This window comes from Rhizobium sp. Root491 (assembly GCF_001427205.1).
In the GTDB taxonomy this organism is placed as follows: domain Bacteria; phylum Pseudomonadota; class Alphaproteobacteria; order Rhizobiales; family Rhizobiaceae; genus Agrobacterium; species Agrobacterium tumefaciens.
This window is the reverse complement of sequence record NZ_LMFF01000017.1, coordinates 492,117-516,633: the sequence shown is the minus strand read 5'-3', so window position 1 is coordinate 516,633 and position 24,517 is coordinate 492,117. Positions and strand designations below refer to the sequence as shown.

Annotated in this window: 22 protein-coding genes and 1 pseudogene; 13 read left to right on the top strand and 10 right to left on the bottom strand. The window is 57.8% G+C overall.

Features of this window, described 5'->3' with window-relative positions:
- Positions 1-6: 6 nt before the first annotated feature.
- Entirely contained in the window at positions 7-465 is a 459-nt protein-coding gene (locus ASD46_RS22480) for an Lrp/AsnC family transcriptional regulator (protein ID WP_013761333.1), read from the bottom strand.
- Between the two features lie 126 nt (positions 466-591).
- Between ASD46_RS22480 and ASD46_RS22475 the strand changes: the two genes are divergently transcribed.
- Together ASD46_RS22475 and ASD46_RS22470 are read left to right on the top strand one after the other, a co-directional pair.
- Positions 592-1,875 (top strand): cystathionine gamma-synthase family protein, encoded by a 1,284-nt coding sequence (locus ASD46_RS22475; protein WP_060642707.1) that lies wholly within the window; start codon positions 592-594, stop codon positions 1,873-1,875.
- Between the two features lie 243 nt (positions 1,876-2,118).
- Positions 2,119-3,054 (top strand): MYG1 family protein, encoded by a 936-nt coding sequence (locus tag ASD46_RS22470; RefSeq protein ID WP_060642706.1) that lies wholly within the window; start codon positions 2,119-2,121, stop codon positions 3,052-3,054.
- A 151-nt stretch (positions 3,055-3,205) separates the two neighbouring features.
- Here ASD46_RS22470 and ASD46_RS22465 read toward each other — a convergent pair whose 3' ends face one another.
- Positions 3,206-4,720, bottom strand: a complete 1,515-nt coding sequence (locus ASD46_RS22465; protein WP_323455143.1) for an MFS transporter — start codon at positions 4,718-4,720, stop codon at positions 3,206-3,208.
- Between the two features lie 133 nt (positions 4,721-4,853).
- Between ASD46_RS22465 and ASD46_RS22460 the strand changes: the two genes are divergently transcribed.
- Together ASD46_RS22460 and ASD46_RS22455 are read left to right on the top strand one after the other, a co-directional pair.
- Positions 4,854-5,744 carry a LysR family transcriptional regulator gene (locus tag ASD46_RS22460; protein WP_060642705.1) on the top strand — a complete coding sequence of 297 codons (891 nt, stop codon included), beginning with the start codon at positions 4,854-4,856 and terminating at the stop codon, positions 5,742-5,744.
- A gap of 251 nt (positions 5,745-5,995) precedes the next feature.
- On the top strand, positions 5,996-6,790 hold the full coding sequence (locus tag ASD46_RS22455; RefSeq protein ID WP_060642704.1) for an SDR family oxidoreductase: 795 nt from the start codon (positions 5,996-5,998) through the stop codon (positions 6,788-6,790).
- A 269-nt stretch (positions 6,791-7,059) separates the two neighbouring features.
- On the opposite strand, the gene ASD46_RS27955 is transcribed toward ASD46_RS22455, so the two are convergent.
- Positions 7,060-7,386 carry a GCG_CRPN prefix-to-repeats domain-containing protein gene (locus ASD46_RS27955; protein WP_013761339.1) on the bottom strand — a complete coding sequence of 109 codons (327 nt, stop codon included), beginning with the start codon at positions 7,384-7,386 and terminating at the stop codon, positions 7,060-7,062.
- 298 nt (positions 7,387-7,684) lie between these two features.
- Between ASD46_RS27955 and ASD46_RS22445 the strand changes: the two genes are divergently transcribed.
- Both ASD46_RS22445 and ASD46_RS22440 read left to right on the top strand, forming a co-directional pair.
- Positions 7,685-7,903, top strand: coding sequence for a hypothetical protein (locus ASD46_RS22445; protein ID WP_060642703.1), 219 nt, complete (start codon positions 7,685-7,687; stop codon positions 7,901-7,903).
- Positions 7,904-8,021: 118 nt separating this feature from the next.
- Positions 8,022-8,912 carry a LysR substrate-binding domain-containing protein gene (locus tag ASD46_RS22440; protein ID WP_013761341.1) on the top strand — a complete coding sequence of 297 codons (891 nt, stop codon included), beginning with the start codon at positions 8,022-8,024 and terminating at the stop codon, positions 8,910-8,912.
- Positions 8,913-8,918: 6 nt separating this feature from the next.
- On the opposite strand, the gene ASD46_RS22435 is transcribed toward ASD46_RS22440, so the two are convergent.
- Complete coding sequence (locus ASD46_RS22435) at positions 8,919-9,185, bottom strand: CBU_0592 family membrane protein (protein ID WP_060642702.1); 267 nt, start codon at positions 9,183-9,185, stop codon at positions 8,919-8,921.
- Positions 9,186-9,418: 233 nt separating this feature from the next.
- Here ASD46_RS22435 and ASD46_RS22430 point away from each other — a divergent pair, with 233 nt between their 5' ends.
- From ASD46_RS22430 to ASD46_RS22410, 5 genes are all read left to right on the top strand, one after another.
- Positions 9,419-10,981, top strand: a complete 1,563-nt coding sequence (locus tag ASD46_RS22430; protein ID WP_060642701.1) for an ABC transporter substrate-binding protein — start codon at positions 9,419-9,421, stop codon at positions 10,979-10,981.
- Positions 10,981-11,928, top strand: coding sequence for an ABC transporter permease (locus tag ASD46_RS22425; protein WP_003517729.1), 948 nt, complete (start codon positions 10,981-10,983; stop codon positions 11,926-11,928). The genes ASD46_RS22430 and ASD46_RS22425 overlap by 1 nt, the downstream gene beginning before the upstream one ends.
- On the top strand, positions 11,925-12,749 hold the full coding sequence (locus ASD46_RS22420) for an ABC transporter permease (protein ID WP_019566413.1): 825 nt from the start codon (positions 11,925-11,927) through the stop codon (positions 12,747-12,749). The genes ASD46_RS22425 and ASD46_RS22420 overlap by 4 nt, the downstream gene beginning before the upstream one ends.
- On the top strand, positions 12,746-14,359 hold the full coding sequence (locus ASD46_RS22415) for an ABC transporter ATP-binding protein (protein ID WP_013761346.1): 1,614 nt from the start codon (positions 12,746-12,748) through the stop codon (positions 14,357-14,359). Before ASD46_RS22420 ends, ASD46_RS22415 begins: the two co-directional genes overlap by 4 nt.
- Before the next feature lie 105 nt (positions 14,360-14,464).
- Positions 14,465-16,468 carry a CocE/NonD family hydrolase gene (locus tag ASD46_RS22410; protein WP_060642700.1) on the top strand — a complete coding sequence of 668 codons (2,004 nt, stop codon included), beginning with the start codon at positions 14,465-14,467 and terminating at the stop codon, positions 16,466-16,468.
- A gap of 66 nt (positions 16,469-16,534) precedes the next feature.
- Here ASD46_RS22410 and ASD46_RS27850 read toward each other — a convergent pair.
- Positions 16,535-16,740, bottom strand: a pseudogene (locus ASD46_RS27850) (type II toxin-antitoxin system VapC family toxin); the annotation flags it as partial.
- 223 nt (positions 16,741-16,963) lie between these two features.
- On the opposite strand from ASD46_RS27850, the gene ASD46_RS22400 reads away from it, so the two are divergent.
- Entirely contained in the window at positions 16,964-17,173 is a 210-nt protein-coding gene (locus ASD46_RS22400) for a cold-shock protein (protein WP_003517737.1), read from the top strand.
- A 129-nt stretch (positions 17,174-17,302) separates the two neighbouring features.
- The gene (locus ASD46_RS22395; RefSeq protein ID WP_003517740.1) at positions 17,303-17,527 is read left to right on the top strand and encodes a hypothetical protein; all 225 of its coding nucleotides are present in this window, start codon (positions 17,303-17,305) and stop codon (positions 17,525-17,527) included.
- A 210-nt stretch (positions 17,528-17,737) separates the two neighbouring features.
- Here ASD46_RS22395 and ASD46_RS22390 read toward each other — a convergent pair whose 3' ends face one another.
- The 5 genes from ASD46_RS22390 to ASD46_RS22370 form a co-directional block, all read right to left on the bottom strand.
- Positions 17,738-18,775 (bottom strand): sensor histidine kinase, encoded by a 1,038-nt coding sequence (locus ASD46_RS22390; RefSeq protein ID WP_060642699.1) that lies wholly within the window; start codon positions 18,773-18,775, stop codon positions 17,738-17,740.
- Between the two features lie 4 nt (positions 18,776-18,779).
- Positions 18,780-19,217: a response regulator gene (locus ASD46_RS22385; protein ID WP_003517744.1), complete on the bottom strand. Its 438-nt coding sequence runs from the start codon at positions 19,215-19,217 to the stop codon at positions 18,780-18,782.
- Entirely contained in the window at positions 19,214-20,668 is a 1,455-nt protein-coding gene (locus ASD46_RS22380) for a sensor histidine kinase (protein WP_060642698.1), read from the bottom strand. The genes ASD46_RS22385 and ASD46_RS22380 overlap by 4 nt, the downstream gene beginning before the upstream one ends.
- A 240-nt stretch (positions 20,669-20,908) precedes the next feature.
- Positions 20,909-22,720, bottom strand: coding sequence for an ABC transporter ATP-binding protein (locus tag ASD46_RS22375; RefSeq protein ID WP_060642796.1), 1,812 nt, complete (start codon positions 22,718-22,720; stop codon positions 20,909-20,911).
- Positions 22,721-22,724: 4 nt separating this feature from the next.
- Positions 22,725-24,509 carry a gamma-glutamyltransferase family protein gene (locus ASD46_RS22370; protein WP_060642697.1) on the bottom strand — a complete coding sequence of 595 codons (1,785 nt, stop codon included), beginning with the start codon at positions 24,507-24,509 and terminating at the stop codon, positions 22,725-22,727.
- Positions 24,510-24,517: the final 8 nt, after the last annotated feature.

The window sequence follows — 24,517 nt, the reverse complement described above, 5'->3', positions numbered from 1 at the left end:
CAAAGCTTAGATGCGCCGCGCCTTGATCGTGTTCATTACAAAGCTGGTCTCGATGGTGTCGACGCATTTCAGCTTCGCGATCTTCTCCTTGATGAAGCGCTCGTAGTCCTCGAGCCCACCGCACATGACCTTGAGCATGTAGTCCCTCGAACCCGTGACGAGGTGACATTCCAGAACCTCATCCCAGTCCAGAACGGCCGCCTCGAACATCTGGATTTCGTCATCGTGCTGGCGACTGAGGCGGATGGATGCAAGCGCGGTCATCGTCCATCCCTCGATTGCCGGATCAACGATCGCGGAATAACCTTTGATCACCCCCGTCTCTTCCAGCCGTCGCAGCCTCCGCAGACATGCAGATGCCGACAGGCCGACTCGCTCGGCAAGTTCGTTGTTGGTGATCCTTGCGTCGGCAGACAGCTCCTTGACTATCCGCCGGTCGATCGGATCTGCAATTTTTTGCGACATAAAGCACAATTCTCCGCAATGTATTGCTTCATCAGACATATCCACGCTTCAGAATGCAAGGTATTTTGACTTGATTGGATGTAAGCTGCGGACAGTTCAACGTCTGTTGAGGAGGACCTTCCGCAAATGACTGCACCGCATCCGTCTAAAACCCATATCGGCAACCACGCTCTCCATCCTGAAACCCAGATGCTCAATTACGGCTACGATCCGGAATTGTCGGAAGGAGCGGTGAAGCCGCCTGTGTTTCTGACCTCGACCTTCGTCTTCAAGTCGGCGGAGGACGGTCGCGACTTCTTCGACTATGTCTCCGGCCGCAAGGAGCCGCCCGCAGGCAGAGGTGCAGGCCTCGTCTATTCGCGTTTCAACCATCCCAATAGCGAGATCGTCGAGGACCGCCTTGCCGTTTACGAACGCACCGAGAGTTGTGCGCTCTTCTCGTCCGGCATGTCCGCCATTTCGACGACGCTTTTCGCCTTCGTCCGGCCCGGCGACACCGTACTCCATTCCCAGCCTTTGTACGGCGGCACTGAGACGCTGCTGGCAAAGACCTTCCACAATTTCGGCGTTTCGGCGGTGGGTTTCGCCGACGGTGTCAGCGAGGCCTCGGTAATATCCGCCGCAGAGGCTGCGATGGCGAAAGGCAGGGTGTCCGTCATCCTCATCGAGACCCCCGCCAACCCGACAAACAGTATTGTCTATATCCCCATGATCAGCCGCGTTGCCGACGTGATCGGCCAGAAGCAGGGACACAGGCCAATCATCGCATGCGACAACACACTCCTCGGTCCGGTGTTCCAGCGGCCAATCGAGCACGGTGCCGATATCTCGCTCTATTCACTGACAAAATACGTTGGCGGGCACTCCGACCTCATTGCCGGAGCAGCGCTCGGTCGCAAGGATGTCATGAAGCAGGTGAAGGCATTACGCGGAGCGATCGGCACGCAGCTCGACCCGCATTCGTGCTGGATGCTCGGGCGCTCGCTTGAGACGCTACAAATCCGCATGGAGCGGGCAAACAGCAATGCCGAGGTGGTGGCCGAATTCCTGAAGGCGCATCCAAAGGTCGAGAAAATCCATTATCTGCCGTTTCACGATCCGGCGTCCCCGGTTGGCAAGGTGTTTGCAGATCAATGCACCGGTGCGGGATCGACCTTCTCGTTTGACATTGCGGGCGGGCAGGCAGCGTCTTTCAAATTCCTCAACGCTCTCACGATATTCAAACTCGCGGTCAGCCTTGGCGGTACGGAATCTCTCGCCTCCCATCCTGCAACGATGACGCATTCGGGTGTTCCGGCCGACGTCCGCCAGCGCATTGGTGTGCTTGATTCCACGATCCGGCTGTCAATCGGCATCGAACATCCCGACGATCTGGTCGCCGACCTGACCCTCTCTCTGGATGCCGCCTGACGAAGAGGCAAATGCCGCTCCTCCCCGACTGCAATACCCCAGTACATACGAAACGCGGAAACCAACGTAGTGCAGGAAGGCGATAAGGGGAGCGGCGTTACCTTCCGCTACGAGTGGAGACAGTCCCGAACCGGCAATATGATACAGAAGCGGCGAATGACGGGTTGAGATGGCGTCGGGCAAAGGGTATCAGGTGCCTCAATTCCAGGCGGACCTCCCGCAAGCAACAAGGCTTATCCTGACATGATCCCGGATTTTCTCGTCACCCATTCCGGTGGCTTCCATGCCGACGAACTGCTGTCCAGCGTCATCCTGACCCGACTTTTCCCGCAGGCCCGCATCGTCCGCAGCCGGGCGCCGGAATGGATCACCCCCGGCGTGGACCGCATCATCTACGATGTCGGCGGCGCCTATGACGCGACAAGCAGGATATTCGATCACCATCAGCGCGGCGCGCCGCTGAGGGATGACGGTCAGCCATATAGTTCATTCGGACTGATCTGGAAGCATTTCGGCCGGGACTATCTTGCCGCCTTCGGCATCCCCGATGAACATGTCGAAACCGTCCATACCTCTTTCGATGGCAGCTTTGTGCTGCCGGTCGATCTGGTCGACAATGGTGCGGTCAGCCCCTCCGTCGCCGGGCCGCTGGTTGCGCTGACGCTTCCTGTCCTGCTGGAAACTCTGAAACCTGTTTTTGACGAGACCGACCCCGAAGCCGATGATCGCAGTTTCCACGCGGCGCTCGTCATTGCCCGCAGCTTCGTCGAGGCGAAAATAGCCAAAAGCGCTGCGAAACTGCGCGCCGAGGCGCTTGTAATGCAGGCTATCGTCGATGCCGGTGAAGGTCATATTCTGGAATTGCCGATGGGTATGCCGTTTCGGCCCGCCATTGTGAAGGCGGGCGCCGACAATCTACTGTTTGTCGTTCACCCGCGTGACAAGGACTGGTGTCTGACCGGTATCCGTCGCGCGGATGAAGGCTTTGAACTTCGGGCAGACCTGCCTGCCGCATGGGCTGGCCTTACAAATGGCGATCTGGAAGCCGTTTGTGGCATTGAAGGCGCGAGTTTCTGCCACAACGGCCGGTTTATTGCCGCCGCCAAAACCCGTGATGCCGCCCTCGCCATGGCAGAACTGGCTGTGAAAGAGGCGATCTTGCCTGCTCCCGTAGTCTAGTTCATTGAACAACGGCACATGAGTAGGACATCGCCCGGAAGGCGGGCCGGCGAAGCATATCAAAGGATATGCCCGCAAATGTTCTTCGGCCGCATCACTGGACTCTCCTCCTCCATGCCCAACCGGGAACACCGTGTTCGTTCCCGATAATCTACGGAGCCGTTACTTTGTCGGCGACCGCAGCACTATTGGGCAGCAGGAGAAGGACTGCGATGGCACATAGCGCCGTTACCGCGGCAAGCCACCAGCAAAGTGTCGAAAACGCAGTCTGATAGGCATCCCGCAACAGGTCGTCCCCGATGTGGGACGATATTGCCGCTGCACCCGCCAGGTCGCCCACTGCCAGACGCTGACCTGTCTGATTCAAGAGGGGCGTAGACAAAGGCGCCAGCCGTCCGAGGGATGCCGAGGTCAATGCCGACAGGGCGGCGCTGACGACTGCTAGCGCGATGCCCTCACCGGCAACCCGCACGGTACTGAATATGCCGGTCGCCATTCCCGCACGCTCCACCGGCACGACGCCAACGGACAAGCCATCCATCAGGCCCCATGGCAGGCCGGCGCCCACCCCGATGACGAGCATGGGCAGAACGATCATGGCTCCATCCTCTGCCGTGAAGCCGGCAAGCCAGACGAGGCCAGAGGCGGAGATCAGCAGGCCGATGCCGCAGAGCATGCCCGGCGAAACATGACGCGCGAACATCGTCGCGACTATAGGCACCACCAGCATCGGAGCCGACAGTCCCAACATGATGAACCCCGCCCCGATTGCTCCTTGTTGCTCGATACCGATGAGGCGCAACGGAATGATAACAAGAAGAACAACGAAACAGGCGCAGGTGGCGATTGGCAATAGCTGCACCCCCACGAACCGCGGATAACGGAAGAGCGATAAGTCCAGCATCGGTCTCGCCGCCCGCATTTCGATCAAGACGAAGGCTGCAAGCGAAAATGCAAATCCTGTGCTGAAAGCGATGATACCGTTAGACCCGAGAACAGGCAGTTCGATCATCGCAACGGTGAAGAGGGTGAGTGTTAGGGTAAAGCTTGCAGCGCCCAGCCAGTCGAGTTCCGCCGCATTGGGATCCCTCGTTTCACGCATCCGTGGCGGGCCGAGGATCAGGGCAAGGAGGCCGATCAGGCCGCCGGCAAGGAATATTGCCCGCCATCCGACCGTTTCGATCATAAATCCCGTCAGCAGCGGACCAGATGCAAGACCGACGCCGAAGGTCGTTCCAAGCAACCCAAAGGCGCGCGTCCTAGCGTGGCCGTCGAATTCCTGCGCAAGTGCGGCCGTCCCTCCGGCCAGGGCAGCGGCGGCGCCCACGCCTTGACCGGCACGCAGCAGATCGATGATCCACACCGAAGGCGCAAATCCAAGCGCAAAGGAGAAGCCGGTAAACAGCGCAAGGCCGATCAAGAACACCCGCCTTCTGCCATATCGATCTGCAAGCGCGCCTGCCGCCATCAGAAGACTTCCGAAAGCCAGCATGAAGGCATTGGTGATCCAGGTGAGGGATGCAGACGATCCCCCGAGGTCCTGCCCGATCGCCGGCGTGGCAACCGCACCGGCGGAGAAGTTCAAAGGAAGGGTCAAGGCGGCAAGACACACCGCCACCAATACCGAATTCCGGCTGGCTGAGGCTCTATGAGGGGCATCGTTCATGCGAACTCCAATCGTGAAATGGGATCGCGACACCAAGGTCGCGTATCGGCATCCATCCTCATCAGACGACATGAATTCGACAATCAGCCTCATGGGCCTTTCATTGCGGATCAAAATTCTCTAATCAGTGACAATGGATAAGTTGAGCGAGATCGATGCCTTCGTCCGGGTTGCCGAAAGGCTGAATTTTGCCAAGGCCGGGCAGAGCCTGGGGCTCTCACCTTCTGCTGTCGGAAAGAGCGTTGCCCGACTGGAGGCATCTCTGGGCGTACGGCTGTTCAATCGCACCACCCGGCAGGTCTCCCTGACCAATGAAGGGGCAATGCTGTTTGAGCGGTATCGGTCCATCCTGACCGATCTGCGCGACGCACATGAAGCAGTAACGGACAATCTGGCCCTGCCCCGCGGCAGTCTGCGCGTGACGCTTCCGACAATCGGATACCGCTTTCTGCTGCCGATCGTGCCTGAATTTCGCCGGCGTTATCCCGATATCGATCTCGAACTCGACTTTAACGACAGGCGCGTCGATCTGATCGAGGGCGGCTTCGATGCTGCAATCCGCAGTGGCGAGCTTGATGATTCCAGCCTGATAGCGCGGCGTCTTGGTCCATTCCGCTTCATTTTATGCGCGTCGCCGGACTATTTTCAACGAATGGGCACGCCCCGGCACCCCAGCCATTTGCCAGAGCATGAAGCATTGCGCTTCCGCTTTCCGACCTCCGGCAGGTTTCAGGAATGGCTGCTGGAAAACGGCGACAACCCCCTGTCGAGCATGCGTATCGCCCTTACCTGCGGTAATATGGAGGCGATACGGGCGGCGGCGATTGACGGGATGGGGCTCGCTTACATGCCTGAATTCCTGGCGACGGACGCCATCAGGGATGGCCTGCTCGAGACGGTCCTGAACGAACATCTCGCCGCACCAGGCCAGTTTTCAATTGTCTGGCCATCAGCCCGCTTCATGGCGCCGCGGCTGCGCGCTTTCATCGATTTCGCGATCGAAAAGCTGTTTGTCGAAACGTGACTGGAGTATCTACGCATGACAGATGCCGGCGGGCTTATGCGCGCCGGTGGAGTTCGTCCATTGAAGCCACCGGCGGACTAGTACGGTGCATTTCTTGACCGACAAGACGGTGGTGGGTAAATAAAGGATGCTGATGAGGAGTTTATAACCATGGACAAAGATCGCCGATAATCCGGACTTGCGTCGATGACAGCGCAGTCTTTTCAAAACGACGCGTTGGCTGGCTCAGCATTTGCATCAAAGGAACATTCATGCCCAGACTTTCTGGAAAGACCGCACTCGTGACCGGCGCGGCGCGAGGAATTGGTGCGGCTATCGCCCAAGCGTTCGCTGACGAGGGGGCACAGGTCATCGTTACCGATATAGACGTGGATGGCGGCTTGTTGACCGCAGGCTCAATCGGCGGGAGGTTTGTCCGTCTCGACGTCGCATGCGAGGCAGACTGGGCGAAAATTGCCAGTCAATTTCCCAAGATGGACGTCGTCGTCAACAATGCGGGAATAACAGGCTTTGAAGGACCGTTCGAAGGGGCCCCGCCAGCCCATGATCCAGAAAATGCCCAACTTGCTGATTGGCACAAGGTCCATGCGGTCAACCTGGATGGCACTTTTCTGGGCTGCCGTTATGCAATCCGCGCCATGCGAGCAAATGGTGCGGGGTCGATTATCAACATTTCCTCACGCTCAGGGCTTGTCGGAATTCCAATGGCAGCGGCCTACGCCTCATCCAAGGCCGCCGTCCGCAACCACACCAAGAGCGTGGCCCTATATTGCGCCGGTCAGGGCCTGAACATCCGGTGCAATTCAATTCACCCTGCAGCCGTGATGACACCGATGTGGGAGCCGATGTTGGGAAATGGCCCGGATCGCAAAGATCGTGAAGCCGCGCTGGTCAAAGAAACGCCCATGCAACGCTTTGGCAGGGCCGCGGAGGTAGCCGCACTCGCAGTCCTGCTCGCATCTGACGAGGCAACTTATATGACTGGGGCCGAACTGAACATCGATGGCGGCATTCTTGCAGGATCAGCCGCAGCACCGGGAAGCTAGAATAACGGGCTATGGGATGACCGAACCTTTTTGGTTCATTGCCCCCATTATGATGGAAGATAGTAAAGGTCGAACTTCCACCGATCAGTTCTGTGGCACTCCCGGCAAACGCGTCAAAACCTTGGATCATTTGGGAAGAGTTCGGCCCAAATGATTTATGACGGCAATTGGCGCAAACCGATCAATCTATGCGTTGAAGATCGTCGCTAAAAACTCAAGACGCACCCAGACGGAAAAGGCCCTCCCGGTTCGGAGAGGGCCTGTTTTCATTACCATCGATAGTCGCGACGGTCTCGCCATTCGCGATGTTCGCGCCAATCTCTGCGCTCGCGCCATTCTCTGCGGGCCTGACGTTCACGCCACTCCCTGCGGGCTTCCCAACGATCACGTCTGTCCCAGCCGCGCTCATATCTCGGCGGTCCATTGGGCCGGCAATATCCGCGCGGCGATAGATGAAAGCCGCGTCCGCAAGCATAGTCCACACTTTGAACGTTGGATGCCAGGGGTGCGGCCGGTTGACCGACAGGCATCGCGTTCGCGCCACTGCCGAACAGGGCACCGAGAATTATTCCAGCGCTTAAAATCATCTTACGCATTTCATCTCCCTCCTTCCGGGATGGAGGAATTTAGCGCCCTTGCCGGTGAACTGTGGCTGAATGAATCTTGATGTTTTCGTGGCAAAAACTCCACAATTGTGGCAGATGCCGGCTTCGCGTTCCGATCACTGCGAAAGGGTGAAGCGGCGTCAAGGCGGCGCGGCCCACTGCCCCGCCCCAGTCAATGCAGACCTGTTATTCTTTTATGTGCCAGTGGGTTGAAGGGGCGCGATGTATCCCCTCCGGTTGCAGTCCTGCGGTTTTCGTCATAGTCCTCAAGCGAATGAGGAGACGGTGATTGAACCCCAATCTGGACACAAAGCCCGAACCAAAGCCAAAAAGCAAACGCCTCATCTGGCCTTGGGTGCTGTTGGCCGTTCTAACGATTGCAGCCGTTCTCACGCTTGCGGGCATCTATATTTACAGGGAGCTGACATCGACGGCCGAGGATCTGGCTCGAACCTGGCGCGACCTCGTGCAATTGTTCTGGCTGATAATGCCGGACCGTCAGCCCTAGTCTTGGGTAACAGAAAGGCGCTAGTGGCAAAGCCTGAGCGCAGCATGGAATCCCAAAAAAATTGAAGAGTTTGCGGCGGCGGTGTATCGGATCGCAAACTCTGTTTTTGGGAACCTGAATGCAACCGTCTTTTAGATTGCCGCCGCTGGAGGCGCTTGTTGTTTTTGAGGCAGCGTCCCGTTTGGGCAGCTTCTCCCGCGCGGGCAACGAGCTGGGCCTGACGCAGAGCGCCGTCAGCCGGCAGATCGGCAAGCTGGAAGCGTTCATTGGCTCCAAGCTTTTCGAGCGCGTGCCGACAGGCGTGCGACTGACGACCATCGGCGAAAACTACTCGATCGATATATCGCGGCTGATCCTCGATATCGCAAGTGTCACGGACGGCGTCCGCTCGTGGACCGGCGCCAGCCAGATCACCATCGCCTGCTCTCGCGGGATTGCGGATCAATGGTTCATGCCTCGCCTGCAGAAACTGAAACGCGATATTCCCGGCATCGAATTGCGGGTGCGGGTAACTGACGATGTGGCGCATCTGCGTCTGGATGAATTCGACCTCGCTATTTTCTATCGCAAGGAAAGACCGATTGGCGTCTGGCTATCGGAACTCGGTCAGGAGGAGGTCGTCCCCGTTTCTGCCCGCGGCATGACCAATCTTATGGAGCAGAGGGCACCGGTTTTGATCTCCATCGAAGATTCGATGCGGGAATGGCAGGATTGGAGCGACTGGTGGCGCTCGTCACACCTGTTGCCGCCACAGGATGCAATCCAGTGGAAACTCGGAGACTATGGCCTCTGCGTCGCGGCGGCATCGCAGGGGCTTGGTGCAACGCTTGGGTGGACCTGGCTCATCCGCGACCAACTGGATAGCGGAGCGCTCGTTCCTGTGCATTCCCATGCCATGCGTTCGGAAGGCAAATTTTACCTGATGCGACCGGCAGATCGCCACCAGCGTAAAATTGTGCGCGAGGTGTCCGATTGGCTGATTGCAGACAACCATAAAACCGCGCGCTGAAACCCGTCATGCCTGCGCAGGAGGTGTTTTGCGGCGCCGGTCCAGGAGGAACCGCGCGTAGCCGATGATGGTGAACAGCAGCCAGGCGACCTGTGAAATCAGCGAGCCGAGGTTGAAATTCCATATCAGCGAGTAGATCAGAAACACGCCACCCAGAACGTTTAAGAGAGTGTAGCGCCAGTCTTCTATCGTCAGAAGTCGTAGCTGCAACAGGGCATAGGCTAAGAGATAAAAAAACGCTCCTGCAAGGCCGACAAGATCCGCTAGCCCCATTGTATCCACTCCATAAACACGCCCGCCCGGCGAGCGCCTGCTACACCGGACCCGCTCCGGCGCATCCCTTTACTCCGCTTCGCAGATAACCGGATGCGCTCAGATTTCATGACCCCATGCGCAAAAATCATACCCCCCTGCGCGCATCGGTATCTAGTGCCGAACCGTCGAGTACGATACGCCACTGCCAGCCGCGCCTCGTCCGGCCCCGATAAAAAACAGGGAACCCAAACATGACATCCTCCCCCTTTTCCTTCTCGCTCGACCGGCGGCATTTTCTTGCCGGCGCGGCCAGCCTCGCGGCGCTTTCTGCCGGTTTCATTACAGACGCCAGTGCGCAAGGCGCGGACACACCGAGGAAGGGTGGCGTTTTGAAATTGGGTATCGGCGGCGGCAGCACCACGGATAACCTCGATCCCCGCATCCTGAAAGACTGGGTGCCGGTCAATCAGGCCTTCATGATCATGAACGGCCTTGTCGAGATCGATGCCAGCAATCACGCTGTGCCTGAATTGTTCGAAAGCTGGGAAGCGCAGCCCGGCGCCGTGGAGTGGGTCTTCAAGCTGCGTCAGGGTGTCACCTTCCACAACGGCAAGACCCTGACGGTGGAAGACGTCATCTACTCCATCAACCTACACCGTGGCGAAACCACCTCTGCGGCACGCTCGGTCGCGTCTGCGCTCAAGAGCGTCGACAAGCTTTCCGACACCGAGGTCAAGATCGTCCTCGAAAGCGGCAATGCCGACCTTCCTTACATCTTGTCCGACTACCATTTCCTCGTTGTGCCCGAAGGCTGGACGGATTTCAGCAAACCTGTCGGCACCGGGCCATTCGTGTTCGAAAGCTACGATCCGGGCGTTCGTTCGCGCTTTACCCGTAATCCGAATTACTGGAAGCCGAATGCCGCTCACGTTGACGCCGTGGAAGTCATCGTCATCAACGATATCGCCGCACGCACCAATGCCATGATGTCGGGTCAGGTCCATGCGATCAACCAGCTCGACTTCAAGACAGTAGACCTGCTGCGCCGTAACCCCAACCTCAACATCGTCCAATCGGCTGGCGGCCAGCACTTCACATTCCTGATGGATTGCACGCAGGCGCCATACAAGGACAACAATATCCGCCTTGCCATCAAGCACGCCATCGACCGCGAGCAGCTTTTGAAAACCGCGCTGCGTGGCTACGGCCGCATCGGGAACGATCATCCGATCCCGAGTTCTGACCGCTTTTATGCCGCGGATCTGGCGCAGCGTCCCTACGACCCCGAGAAGGCGAAGTTTTATCTGAAGCAGGCTGGCCTCGATACGCTCAAGGTAGAGATTTCCGCTTCCGACGCCGCCTTCTCCGGCGCTGTGGATGCAGCGGCGATTTTCCGCACGAGTGCGGCCAAGGGCGGCATCGATGTTTCTATCAAGCGCGAACCCGCCGATGGCTACTGGGACAACGTCTGGATGAAAGCTCCATTCTGCATGTCATACTGGGGCGGACGCCCGACAGCAGACCAGATGCTGACCATCGCTTACCAGTCCACCTCGGCGCAAAATGATACGCACTGGAAGAACGAAAACTTCGACAGGAAACTCATCGAGGCGCGTGCACTTCTCGATGATGCTAAGCGCAAGGAAATCTATGCCGAGCTTCAGGCGCTCATCTCCAATGAGGGCGGCGCCATGATCCCGATGTTCGGAGATTATCTGGATGCGACATCCAAGAAACTGAAGGGCGTGACCACGCATCCGATGTTCAACTTCATGGGTGCCCGTCTCGCTGAAAAGGTCTGGTTGGACGCATAATGACTAAGCTTATCCTGAAGCGCATTGCTTTGGGTATTTTGACGCTTCTGCTGGTGTCGGCGCTTATTTTCGCCGGCACTCAGCTTCTTCCCGGAGATGTGGCGTCGGCAATACTCGGACAGAATGCGACGCCTGAATCTCTCGCCGTGCTGCGCGCCGATCTCGGTCTGGAGCAGCCCCTTCTGCAACGTTATCTTTCCTGGCTCGGCGGTTTCGTAACCGGCGACCTTGGAAATTCGCTGGCAAACCACCAGCCTGTCGCAGCTCTCCTATGGCCGCGGTTCTGGAACACCATGGCGCTGGCGCTGTATGCCGCCGTCGTGTCCGTTCCGGTTGCCGTACTTCTGGGTCTGTTCAGTGCCATCTGGCGCGGCAGCCTGTTCGATCGGGCTGTCAACATCGTTGCGCTGGGCTTTGTTTCCCTTCCGGAATATTTTCTGGGCCTGTTGCTGATCCTTTTCGTGTCCGTGCAGTACAATCTTTTGCCGAGCCTTGCTGACACTTATCCGGGCATGGGCTTTGCGGATTGGCTGAAAGCCACCACGCTTCCTGCTCTGACGCTGGTTCTGGTTACTGTGGCGCAGATGCTGCGCATGACCCGTACCGCCGTTCTTGCGGTGATGGATCAGGCCTATGTCGAAACAGCCTATCTCAAGGGATTGCGGACCAAACGCGTGGTTCTCCGCCACGCGCTTCCCAACGCCGCGGCCCCGATCGTCAACGTCGTATCGTTCAACATCGCCTATCTCATCACCGGTGTGGTGCTGGTAGAGGCCGTGTTCAACTATAACGGCCTTGGCCGTTTCATGGTCGATGCCGTTTCGAAGCGGGACCTTCCACTGGTACAGGCGGCAGCCCTCGTTTTCGGCGCAACCTACGTCATTCTAAACATCATTGCCGATGTGTCGGCAATTGCGCTTAACCCGCGCCTGAGGCATCCCCGATGAAAATGCTCCGCACCATCACCCCAACCGCATGGGTCGGTCTTTTCATCATTTCGGTCAACATCGTCCTGTTCGCAGCCGGTCCGCATATCGCGCCTTTCGGGCAGGAGGAGATCGTCGGTTCGCCTTTCGATCCGCCTTCGGCAATGCACTGGTTTGGCCTTGATCAGAACGGACGCGATATGCTGTCGCGCCTTTTGGCCGGTGCGCAAATCTCCATCGGCGTTTCGCTGGCGGCGTCCCTGCTCTCCTTCACAATCGGCATCACGCTTGGTTTCATCGCGGCTATCTTCGGCGGCTGGCTCGATATGGTTCTCTCGCGCATCGTCGACACTGTCATGTGTATTCCAGTGCTGATCTCGGCTCTTGTCGTGCTGCAGGCGCTAGGCTCGTCCATCCCCGTGCTGATAGTGACCATTGCGCTTCTGGATTCCACCCGCGTCTTCCGTCTGGCGCGCATTGTCGCCCAGGGCGTGAATGTGCTGGAATATGCCGAGACCGCGCGCCTGCGCGGAGAAGGCCTGATCTGGCTGGTGTTCAGGGAGATACTGCCCAATGCCCTGCCGCCGCTCATTGCGGAATTCGGCTTGCGTTTCTGCTTCACCTTTCTGTTCGTGGCCGGTCTGTCCTTTCTCGGGCTTGGCGTTCAGCCGCCTTTCGCAGACTGGGGCGGCATGGTGAAGGACAACCAGCAGGCCATTCTTTATGGCCTCTACGCACCGCTTTATCCGGCCGCTGCCATCGCCGTTCTCACCATCGGCGTCAATCTCGTCGTGGACTGGCTGCTGGCTGGCCGCAGCGCAATTCAGGGAGCAGACCGATGAGTAACAATGAGGTCTTGCAAATTCGCGGCCTGAAAGTTGCTGCACCGAATGGAGCAATTCTGGTTGATGGTATCGATCTGGATCTCAAGCGCGGTGAGGTCAAAGGGCTGATCGGTGAATCCGGCGCCGGTAAATCCACCATCGGGCTTGCCGCCATGGGATATGGCCGAAACGGTTGCCGAATCGTTGGTGGAGAAATCGTCGTGAATGGCGTTTCGCTGATGACGGTGGATCGCGCCGGTCGTGAGGCGGCGCGCGGTGCGCGCATCGCTTATGTGGCGCAAAGTGCAGCTGCGGCGTTCAACCCTGCCATGAAGATTGGCGAACAGATTATCGAGGGGCCGCTTTACCACGGCGTCATGAACCGGCGGGAAGCCGAAGCCTGGATGCTGGAACTGCTGCAAGCGCTGCAACTTCCCGATTATCAGAATTTCGGCGACCGTTACCCGCATCAGGTCTCCGGTGGGCAGTTACAGCGCGCGATGGTGGCCATGGCGATGTCATGCCGCCCTGACATACTCGTGCTGGACGAACCCACAACGGCACTCGATGTCACCACGCAGATAGAGGTTCTGGCCCTGCTCCGCAGCCTCATCCAGCGCTACAATACCGCCGCCCTCTACATCACGCATGACCTTGCCGTCGTCGCGCAGATTGCTGACAGCATCATGGTCTTGCGCCATGGCAAAAAGGTAGAAGCCGGTTCTGCCGAGGATATCCTGGAGCACCCGCAGGAAGACTATACGCGCCGCCTTGTATCCGAACGCCAAGCCAGCATGTCCGGCGAATCCGTCCAGAACAGGGGTGGTGAAATCCTGCTGGAAGCGCGTGGCGTCACCGCCTACTACGGTCGCAAGAAGGTGCTGGACAACGTTCACTGCGAAATCCGAAAGGGCGAAACACTGGCAGTCGTGGGTGAATCCGGTTCGGGAAAATCCACTTTGGCCAGGGTTATTGCCGGGTTGCCGCCGCAATCCTCCGGAGTCATTTCGCTGGCTGGACACCGGCTTGCGGACAAGTACTCCAGGCGTTCGCGCGAAGATCTTCGCCGTATCCAGCTCGTTTACCAGCTTCCGGATGTGGCGCTCAATCCACGCCACACCGTCGGCGAGATCATCGGCCGTCCCATGTCGTTCTATTTCGGAATGAATGAAGATGAGCGCGCCTCCGAGGTGAACCGGTTGCTGGACCTGATCGGTCTGCCCCGGGAGTTTGCAGAGCGCCTGCCAAAAGCGCTTTCCGGGGGGCAGAAGCAGCGCGTGTGTATCGCACGCGCACTTGCCGCAAGACCCGATCTTATCATCTGCGACGAGGTGACATCGGCACTTGATCCTCTCGTGGCAGAAGAAATTCTCAGACTGTTGCGGTCGTTGCAGGATGAACTGGGCGTCTCCTATCTGTTCATCACCCATGACCTCGGCGTCGTTCGCCGGCTCGCCGACAGGACGATGGTGATGCAGCATGGCCGCATTGTCGAAACCGGCACGACCAAGGAGGTTTTTGCACCTCCTTACCAACCCTATACCGAACAGCTCATCACCTCCGTCCCCGAACTGCGGCGCGACTGGCTGGATGGCGTGCTGGCAAAACGTGGCCTCCCCGCCGCATGATCTGCGGGGCGGTTCACTCTTTGATGGGAACCGCCTCGCATTCTTTCATTGTTGTCTCCCGGCAAAGCGATGCCCGCTTCAAATGACCCGACTGGAATACCCCAAATGACAATACGTGTTGAAGAACATATCTGGATTCCCATGAGCGATGGCGTACGCCTTGGTGCTCGCCTTTGGCTGCCGGAGGGCGCGGAACAATCGCCGGTTCCCGCCATTCTCGAGTATATTCCCTATCGCAAGCGAGACGGAACCCGCGGGCGCGACGAGCCGATGCACGGCTATTTTGCCAGCCAGGGATATGCCGCAATTCGCGTGGACATGCGTGGCACAGGCGAATCCGATGGCCACATGGCGGACGAATATCTGAAGCAGGAACAGGACGACGCACTCGAGGTGATCGACTGGATTTCCCGCCAGCCGTGGTGCAGCGGCAATGTCGGCATGATGGGTAAGAGCTGGGGCGGCTTCAACGGCCTGCAGGTCGCCGCCCGCCGTCCGCCGGCACTGAAAGCTGTCATCACCGCCTATTCGACCGACAACCGTTATACCGACGACATTCACTACATGGGCGGCCTGCTGCTGAACGACAATCTGTGGTGGGGCACCATCATGCTTGCTTATCAGAGCCGTCCGCTCGATCCAGAGATCGTCGGTGACACGTGGCGCGACAGCTGGATCGAGCGCCTGGAGAAGCTCCCCTTCTTTCCCGCACTCTGGCTGGAACACCAACGTTACGACGATTACTGGAAACACGGCTCGGTCTGCGAAGACTGGAGCGCAATTGAATGCCCGGTCCTTGCCATCGGCGCATGGGCGGACAGCTATACCAATGCCGTCCCGCGGCTTCTGGAGAACCTTCAGGTCCCGCGCCGCGGCATCATCGGTCCGTGGGGCCATATCTACCCCCAAGATGGTGTTCCCGGTCCCGCAATTGGCTTCCTGCAGGAAGCAACGCGCTGGTGGGACCATTGGCTGAAAGGCAAGGACACCGGCGTCATGGACGAGCCGATGCTGCGCGCCTTCGTCAGCGACACGATCGAACCGACCGGTACGCGCACGACGACGCAAGGCCGCTGGGTGGGGGAAGCAACATGGCCTTCGCCTGAAATTGCAACCCGCTCGCTTTACCCCGGTGCAGCGAAGGAACTGCGCGATACGGCAAGCGAACCGGCAATTCTCAGCATTCGTTCGCCGCAAAGCCACGGCAAGGCGGGCGGGGAATGGATGGCGACCGGATGCCCCGGCGAACATCCAACCGATCAGCGGCTCGACAACGGTGGCGCGCTCGTTTTCGAAACCGCCTTGATGGAAGAGGATTTCGATATTCTCGGTGCGCCGGTAGCGCGTCTGCGTATTGCCGCAGATTGCCCTGTCGCGCAGATTTCACTGCGCCTCAACGACGTCCTGCCGGATGGCCGTGTCACACGTGTCAGTTATCAGGTTTTCAACCTGACCCACCGCGATAGCCACGAAAATCCGGAAGCATTGGAACCCGGCAAATTTTACGATGTCGCAATCAAGCTCAATGATTGCGGTTATCGTTTTGCCAAAGGGCACCGGCTGCAACTCGCCATCGCCACGGCCTACTGGCCGATGGTATGGACATCGCCTTACGATGCGACGATCAGCGTTTCCGTTGCAGAAAGCGCGCTTGACCTGCCCGTGCGTGCCACCGGTGACGACAAGCCTGTGCGTTTCGAGGCCCCTGCCCACGGCCCATCGACACCCATGACGCAGGTAGATCCCGGCACGGTCCGCCGCTGGACCGAACAGGACCATGAGACGGGTATCAACACCTATGTCACGGAAGGCGTGGGCGGGTTGTTCGGCGAGGGCGTGTTGCGGTTTGACGACATCGACACCGAACTCAGCCATAGTCTGCGGCGTGAATTGACCATTCGCGACGGAGATCCCCTCTCCGCGAAATACGTCCTCACCCAGACATATGAAATTGGCCGGGATGGGTGGCGCATCAAGATAGAGAGCCGCACCGAGATGCGCTCCGACAGGGAAAATTTCTACCTGACAGGAGAACTTTCGGCACTCGAAAATGGCAGCCTCGTCAAAACCCGGAAGTGGGATGAGCGCTACAAACGCGACCTCATCTGATGTCGCATGGCCCTTGCAGCTATTTGCGGGGGCCTACAACATACCATTGTCTCGATACCGTATTTGTCAGCTTTCCTGTTCAGGAGCGATCAATGTCACGGTTGGGAAACAGGATCGATATCGGCCTACGTCTCGTGTCAGAAGCGGGAGACCTTGAACTGCGGCATGAGCCCCAATAAAAGAGTCTGGCAAAACGTCTGTGCGGGATCCGCCTGCACGGCGATACTGCGTGAAGACCTTCCCGCTAAAAACAATGCAGAGCGAGTAAAAGGGATGGCCAAGCACAACTTTTTGTCGAGACGCAAAATTAGAAAAACTAATAGTTGACGCAACCGTGCAAGCACGCTATAACGAACCATCGAATTTGCTTGCTTAGCTTTGCTTGTTGCGCGATTGGCACCGCGTTCTGAACGAACCTTTCCTTTCAAAATCGCTATCAATGTTCGCAGCGCTTCTCAGTGCTGTGGGTCCTCTATCGCTATGAAAGGGTTCATCATGACCACTGGCACAGTTAAATGGTTTAATTCCACTAAAGGCTTCGGCTTCATTCAGCCTGACAACGGCGGCACAGATGCCTTCGTTCATATCTCCGCCGTTGAGCGGGCTGGTATGCGCGAACTCGTCGAAGGCCAGAAGATCGGCTTCGACCTGGAACGCGACAACAAGTCCGGCAAAATGTCGGCCTGCAATCTGCAGGCTGCCTAACGGGTTTTGCTTCCCTTTGACCACGGATGTACTGGCACTGCCGGAAGCACCCCGAACCAATCAAGGCCAGGCAAATTGCCTGGCCTTTTGTTTTCCGCTCGCATGCCGAGCCTTACCACCGGAACACCCATGACAGAAAAATACAGTATCTCGCGCCAGAAGGCCGAGGTTGCCTTCAGCAACATCCAGACGCCGTTCTTCGCAAAGGACAAAGCGCTCGACGAGCTTGATTCGATCACGCAATCCCGCGACGCCAAGACCTTGCGGCTGCGGGAAGCACGTCTTGCAAAGGAACAGTCTGATCGCATTTCTGCGACATCCGCTCTTCTTGCCAAGCGTGCCCGTGCACGATGATGGTTTTGACGGCATCGTCAGAACAGGTGCCTGAAGCCAATTCGCATCAGACGGCTTCCTGACCATCCCGGTATATACAGACGCCGGGCCTTGAGCTGTTGCATGCCTGTCAACTCCCAGGCAAGCTTACGTTCCAGCTGCCCAAGCGCGGCGCCAGTTATATTAAATCACTAAATTAGAATTATATTTAAAAACCGAAGCTATCGGCGTTTACGTCTCGCTCCAGATCATCGTGTAACGCGTTCCCTTGGCCTGTTCCGGGTGCGTATGCGTTTGCTCGACGCGAGCACCAATGTTCTGAGCCATTGCCATAATCAGCTTTGTTCCGAGGCCAGTACCACGCGGAGATGCGTCGGGCTTTGAACCCACACCATCGTCTTCGACAACGAGAACAAATTGCCTATTTTCTTCCGAAAGTCCGACGCGAACCGTGCCGGATTGATCTGGATAAGCGTACTTCAGCGCGTTGGTCAGCAGCTCGGTGATGATGACACCCAGAGCTACGGCATGGTCTGCCTTGAGGCTGATGTCACAAAGCGATGTTTCAACGGTAATGGACGAAGAGCCGGGAACCGCCTGAAACAACCCATCGATGATCGACGTCAGGTACGAATTGAGCGATACCAGACCTATATTGTCGGTATTGTAAAGGCTGCGGTGAACGCCGGCGATCGCCGAAATCCTGCTTTGGGTTTCCAGCAAGGCGACTTCGGCTTCCTCAGACTTGATGGTGTTTATCTGCAGGCGAATCATCGCGGATACCAGCGAGAGGCTGTTGGCCACCCGATGGTTCATCTCCTTCACCATCATTTCCGCATGTTCCTTGGCCTTCACCAGCAACCGGTCGGATTCTTCCTTCGTCTGACGCAGACGATGGTTTTCCAGCGACTGATCGATAGCCGTAAGCAACAGCGGGAAAAAGTCGTCACCGACATTCTTTATGACGTAGTCGGCGGCACCCGCCTTGAGGGCGTCGATCGCGATCTGGGCTTCGTTCGATCCCGTTACATAAAGAACGGGAACCCGCCCCGGCAAGGACTGAATCGCGGCAAGGAACTCCATTCCCGTCGATGTCTGGAAGTAATGGTCCAGAACGACGATATCGAACTGCTCGTCTTGAAACATCTTGAGCCCGGACGCCACGGATGCGGCATGGACCACCTCCATTCCGTGACGACCGAGGATCCGGCTGGAAAGCCGCGCCAGAGCCGGATCATCATCAACATACAAAACGCGCAATGCCATCATGCCTTCAAGGTACTTGAATTACGGAGAAGAACAGGCCGAGGTTCTTTATCGCACTCGCAAAGCCTTCGTAGTCGACCGGCTTGGTTATATAGACATTTGCACCAAGGTCATAACATTTCTGAATCTCGGTTTCGTCATCCGTCGTCGTCAAAACGACCACCGGCAAACGGCGCGTATATTCGTTACTCTTGATCTCCTCGAGAATTCGGATACCCGACATATCAGGGAGGTTAAGATCGAGCAAAACGAGAAGATATCGATCTTTGCTGACAACGCCATCGCGGTTTTCACCGAGGATGTAGTCGAGTGCCTTTGCACCGAGCGTAAAGGGCATGATCTCGTTATTCACACCTGCGCGACGTACGTTCTTCTCGATCAGCCGAGCATGACCTTCGTCATCCTCGATCATAATGATCGTTACCTCTTGACCGGTTGCCTTCATTTTTCGCCTTCTTTCGTCACTTTTCTGAGATCGCTCGGCAACAGCAATGTAAATGTACTGCCTTTGCCAAGTTCGGAACTCACCTTAATGTCTCCTCCTAAACTTCTTATTAGCGACCGAACATGGGCAAGGCCGATGCCTTCCCCCGGTTGATCCTGATCACCGGCGCGGCGAAAGAGTTCGAACACCCGTTCCAGATCATGCTCGCCAATGCCACGCCCGTTGTCGCTGACTTCGATGCTGATGGCACCCCGCCCGGACGGATAAGCACGGGCAGTCAATCGCAGCGGTCGTCCCGGCATCTGGTATTTCACCGCATTGTCGAAAAGATTGCCAAGGATTTGGTCGAGAGAGATACGATCCGTCACGACTGTCAGCTTTGATGTCTCGACACTGATCTCGCCGCCATTGGCATTGATCTGGTGACGAACCGTCTCGGAGAGCGATGACAGCAATGTCTCTATGTCGACTTTTTCCGGTTGCAGCTTTCGCTGACCATCGCGCGATATCTTCAAGATCGCATTGATCAGCTGATCCATCTTGCGTGTCGAAGAGCGGATGAAACTGATCGCCTCGGGAAGATCTTCCTCGACAGCCAGTCTGGCATCCCGAACCACGTCGTCGGAAGGCATTTTGCCGTCTGCGAGCACATATGCGGTGACCGGCTTCAGGGACGTATCGAATTCGGAGAGGAACCCCATGATATTGACGAGCGGCGCACGCAAATCATGCGTGACGATATAGGCGAAGCGCTGAATTTCCTGATTGGCGCTGCGAAGATCACGGGTTCTTTCCTCAACCCGCTCCTCCAGATGGCGATTTAACTCGTCAACATCTTCCCGAGACCGGTTCAACGCACGGATATATGTGAAAACCAGAAAGATTGAACCGCCGACAACAAGCAGGATCGCCAGCGTGCCGCCGAGCGTTACCCATTGCAATGTATTGGCGGCGCCAAGTTGGTCTCCGACGATGATGCGGAGCCGATCGTCGGTCTGCGATTGCAGCTTCGACAAGATCGCCCTGATTTCGCTCATGAACCGTTTGCCGTCATTCTCACGGACGACTTCGACTGCCTCGGTGATGCGTCCTGCCTTTTGCAGATCGATGGTTTCCTGGGTTTCAGCCAGCTTGTTGGCGACGGCATTACCGAGATCCGTCAGATCCTGCTCGTATTGCTTCTGGTCCTTCAGCACTTCGAGAAGTCTGGACTGCCTCTGCGGCAACAGGCTCAAGGCCTCCTGATATGGGCTCAGATACTCGATGTTGTTGGTCAGCAGATAACCCCTCTGCCCCGTTTCAATGTCCTGCATCGACGTCAGGATATCGAGAATGGCAGCCCGCACACGGCGCAACTCGGCTGTTTCTTGCGAGTACCGGTTGTTCACCTGCACCAGCCACAGCGAAGTGGCGACCATTCCGGTCAATATTGCAACACCCACAGCGAGCATAAACAGGCTTCGCTGAGCAAAAGGCGAAAAACTAATCACAGTTGTAAATTCCCGGCATGCACCTCATTCGCGCGCAAACTAGAATATGCGGCGCATTGAATCGAACGTTTTATTTTCGATTCATATGGGAACCACTTTTGACGACGCGCGTTGAGCAAGGCTGTAAAAAATATTCCGCTCAGAATAGCGGATAGCGGTGCGAAACTTCACGGTTTTTCAACCCGGAATGCCAGAATTGCCTTAAACAACCTGAACCAGATGGCCCGGGGAAACGGTTTTATAGTTTCGCGTCGGCGTTTGAAATCCCATCGGCCGTATCGGGCTTTTCAGTTCATCGTTGGATATGCCGCGCTTTATACCGCGTCGCGCCGGATCGGGTACCGGCACTGCCGCCATAAGTTTCTTCGTGTAGGCATGTTGCGGATTGTCGAAAACAGCAGCGCGCGGGCCGATCTCCACAATCTCGCCGAGATACATCACCGCGACGCGATGGCTGACGCGCTCCACCACCGCCATATCGTGGGAGATGAAGAGGAAGGCGAGATCGAGGCTCTGTTGCAGGTCGAGGAGCAGGTTGCAGACCTGCGCCTTGATCGAAACATCAAGAGCTGACACGCTTTCGTCGGCAACAATGACCTTCGGATCGAGGGCAAGCGCACGGGCAATCGCGATGCGCTGGCGCTGGCCGCCGGAAAATTCGTGAGGATAGCGGCTCGCCATGTCGGCGGTTAGACCAACCTTTTCGAGGAGATCGGCAGTCTTTTCCTTCGCCTGCTTCGTGGTGCCCAGTTTGTGCTTGATGAAGGGTTCGGAAATCGCCGTACCCACCGTCATGCGCGGATTGAGCGACGAGAACGGATCCTGAAAGATCATCTGTACGGACTTACGCATATTGCGCAGGCCGACGGTATCGAGCCGCATCACATCGTAACCATCGAGCGAAACCTCGCCGGCCGTCGGTTCGACAAGACGCATGATCGAGCGGCCGGTCGTCGACTTTCCGCAACCGGACTCGCCGACCAGTGCAAGCGTCTCCCCCTGAAACAGATCGAAGGAGACGTTTTCGACCGCGTGAACCGCACCCGTCTGCCGGGCCAAAAGGCCGGAGCGGATGGGAAACCGCGTCACGAGGTTCTTGACCGACAGGACAGGTGTCTGTCCGCTCGTAACCGTTTCGGCCACTTCTACCGGCTCGGTCGACAGGCCGGTTTTCATGTCGAGTACCGGAAAGCGCGTCGGCCACTGCCGGTCGCGCATCGAGCCGAGCTTCGGCACCGCCGAAAGCAGCGCCCGCGTATAGGGATGCTTGCCGCGCTGGAATATATCCCCGGTTGGTCCGGTCTCGACCTCATCGCCCCGGAACATCACAATGGTGCGGTCGGCGATCTCCGCCACGACGCCCATATCATGAGTAATGAAGAGGACCGACATGCCCTCCTCTTCCTGAAGCAGTTTGATCAGATCGAGAATCTGGCCCTGAATGGTGACGTCGAGCGCGGTCGTCGGTTCATCGGCGATCAGCAGTTTCGGCCGGGAAGCGAGCGCCATTGCGATCATCACGCGCTGGCGCATGCCACCGGAAAACTGATGCGGATACTCGTCAAAGCGACCGGCCGCGTTGGGAATACGAACCTTTTCGAGAAGCCGGACCGTCTCCGCCCTTGCCTGCTGCTTCGAAAAGCCCTTGTGCCGGATGAGGACCTCGGAAATCTGGCGGCCGATCGTGAAGATGGGATTGAGCGACGTCATAGGCTCCTGAAATATCATCGAGACGTCGTTGCCCCGCACGCCCCGCATTTCCTTCTCGGAAAGCGCCAGAAGATTGCGCCCGTTCAAGAGAACTTCACCCTCAATCCGGCTGAAAGCGGGGCTAAGCAGGCGCATGATGGACAGCGAGGTGACGGACTTTCCCGAACCGGACTCGCCGACAATCGCGACGGTTTCGCCCGGAGCGACATCGAAGGAGACGTTACGGACGACGCTCTTCCAAGCATCATCGACGAGAAAAGAAGTGGTCAGGTTTCTAACGGAGAGAACAGGCGTCTTATTCATGATGTCATCGTCCCACAGCATAGGCCTGCATCAGTCGCGGGGTTGCGGCGGCCCGCAGCAGGCCATCGGCATCCCGCTTTGCGGCAGTCAGGCGCCCCACCGACCACGCATCGGCAACGGTGACCTTGTGTCCGCGGCGGCGAAGCTCCTGCAGCGTGATATCACCCACGGTGCTTTCCACCATGATCTCGCCCGGCGAACTGGTGCGCGGATAAAACGAGCCCGGAAAATGCGAGGTATGGAACAGCGGCATGTCGATGGCCGCCTGCAGGTTCTTGCCGTGATGCGCATAACGCAGGAAGAAGGGCAGCTGCCACTGATCCTGCTGATCGCCGCCCGGAGTACCGAACACCATGGAAGGGCGTCCCTGATGCAGCGCGAGCGAGGGTGTCAACGTGGTGCGCGGGCGTTTTCCCGGTGCGAGCGAGGTCGGCAGGCCTTCCTTCAACCAGAACATCTGGGCGCGGGAATTGAGCGCAAAGCCCAATCCCGGAACGATTGGCGATGATTGCAGCCAGCCGCCGGACGGCGTGGTTGAGACCATGTTGCCCCAGCGGTCTATGACATCGATATGCACGGTATCGCCGCGTTTTTCGGTAAGATGCGACATGGTGGGCTCGTAGACGGTGCCCTTGCCGCTCATTTCGGCGAGCATGGCCATGGTGGCGTCCACCTGCTTCTCGTAACCCGGCACGATGCCGGGACGCAGATCGAGCGACGCCTCGGTGCCGATCAGTTTACGACGCCCGGCATTGTAGCCTTCAGAGAGAAGATATTCCGTCGGAATCTGGCCGAAATCAGGATCGCCGTAATAGACCTCACGGTCGGCAAAGGCGAGCTTCATGGCCTCAACGATGGTGTGGATGAAATCGGGGCCGGACGGGTCCATGGCCGCAAGATCGAAGCCTTTCAACAGGGCGAGCGACTGCAACAAAACCGGTCCCTGCCCCCAGGCAGGCGTCTTTGCAATCGTCCAGTCAAGATAATCAAGCGTCTGCGGCGCTTCGATGGTCGCGCTCCAGTCCGCCATATCCTGCGCCGTCAGCACGCCCTTGTGCTTGGTGCCGCTTGCATCCATGACTTCAGCGGTCTTGACGTAAGTGTCGATGGCTTCCGCTACGAAACCCCGATAGAAAGCGTCGCGTGCGGCTTCAATCTGGTTTTCGCGACCCGAACGCGCTTCGGATTCAGTGACGATCCGCTTGTAGGTTTCCGCAAGTACAGGATTCCTGAAAAGGGCGTGCGGCTCGGGTGCGGCACCACCCGGCAGCCAGGTCTCGTAGGATGTCGGCCATTCCTTTTCGAAGAATTCCGCCAGCCCCTTGATGGTGGCGGAAACGCGCGGCAGAGTCGGATGTCCGTATTCGGCATAATAGATGGCTGGTTCCAGCACCTCGCGCACGCTCATCGTGCCGTAGTCGCGCAGCATCAGCATCCAGCCATCGAAGGCTCCGGGAATGACGGTTGCAAGCAGACCATCGCCGGGGATCAGCTTAAGCCCCTCCGAGGTATAGTGCTCGATGGTGGCGCCACTCGGAGCAGGCCCCTGCGCGCAGATGACTTCGACCTTGTCCTTCTTCTTTGAATAAAAGACGGCAGGCATGTCGCCGCCGGGGCCACAGAGATGCGGTTCGACGATCTGCAGCACGAAGCCGGTGGCAACCGCTGCGTCGAAGGCGTTACCTCCCTTTTCGAGGATTGCCATGCCCACGGCCGATGCGATCCAGTGCGTCGAGGTGACGACGCCGAATGTGCCAAGGATCTCGGGGCGTGTGGTAAATTCGGTCATTCAGTCAG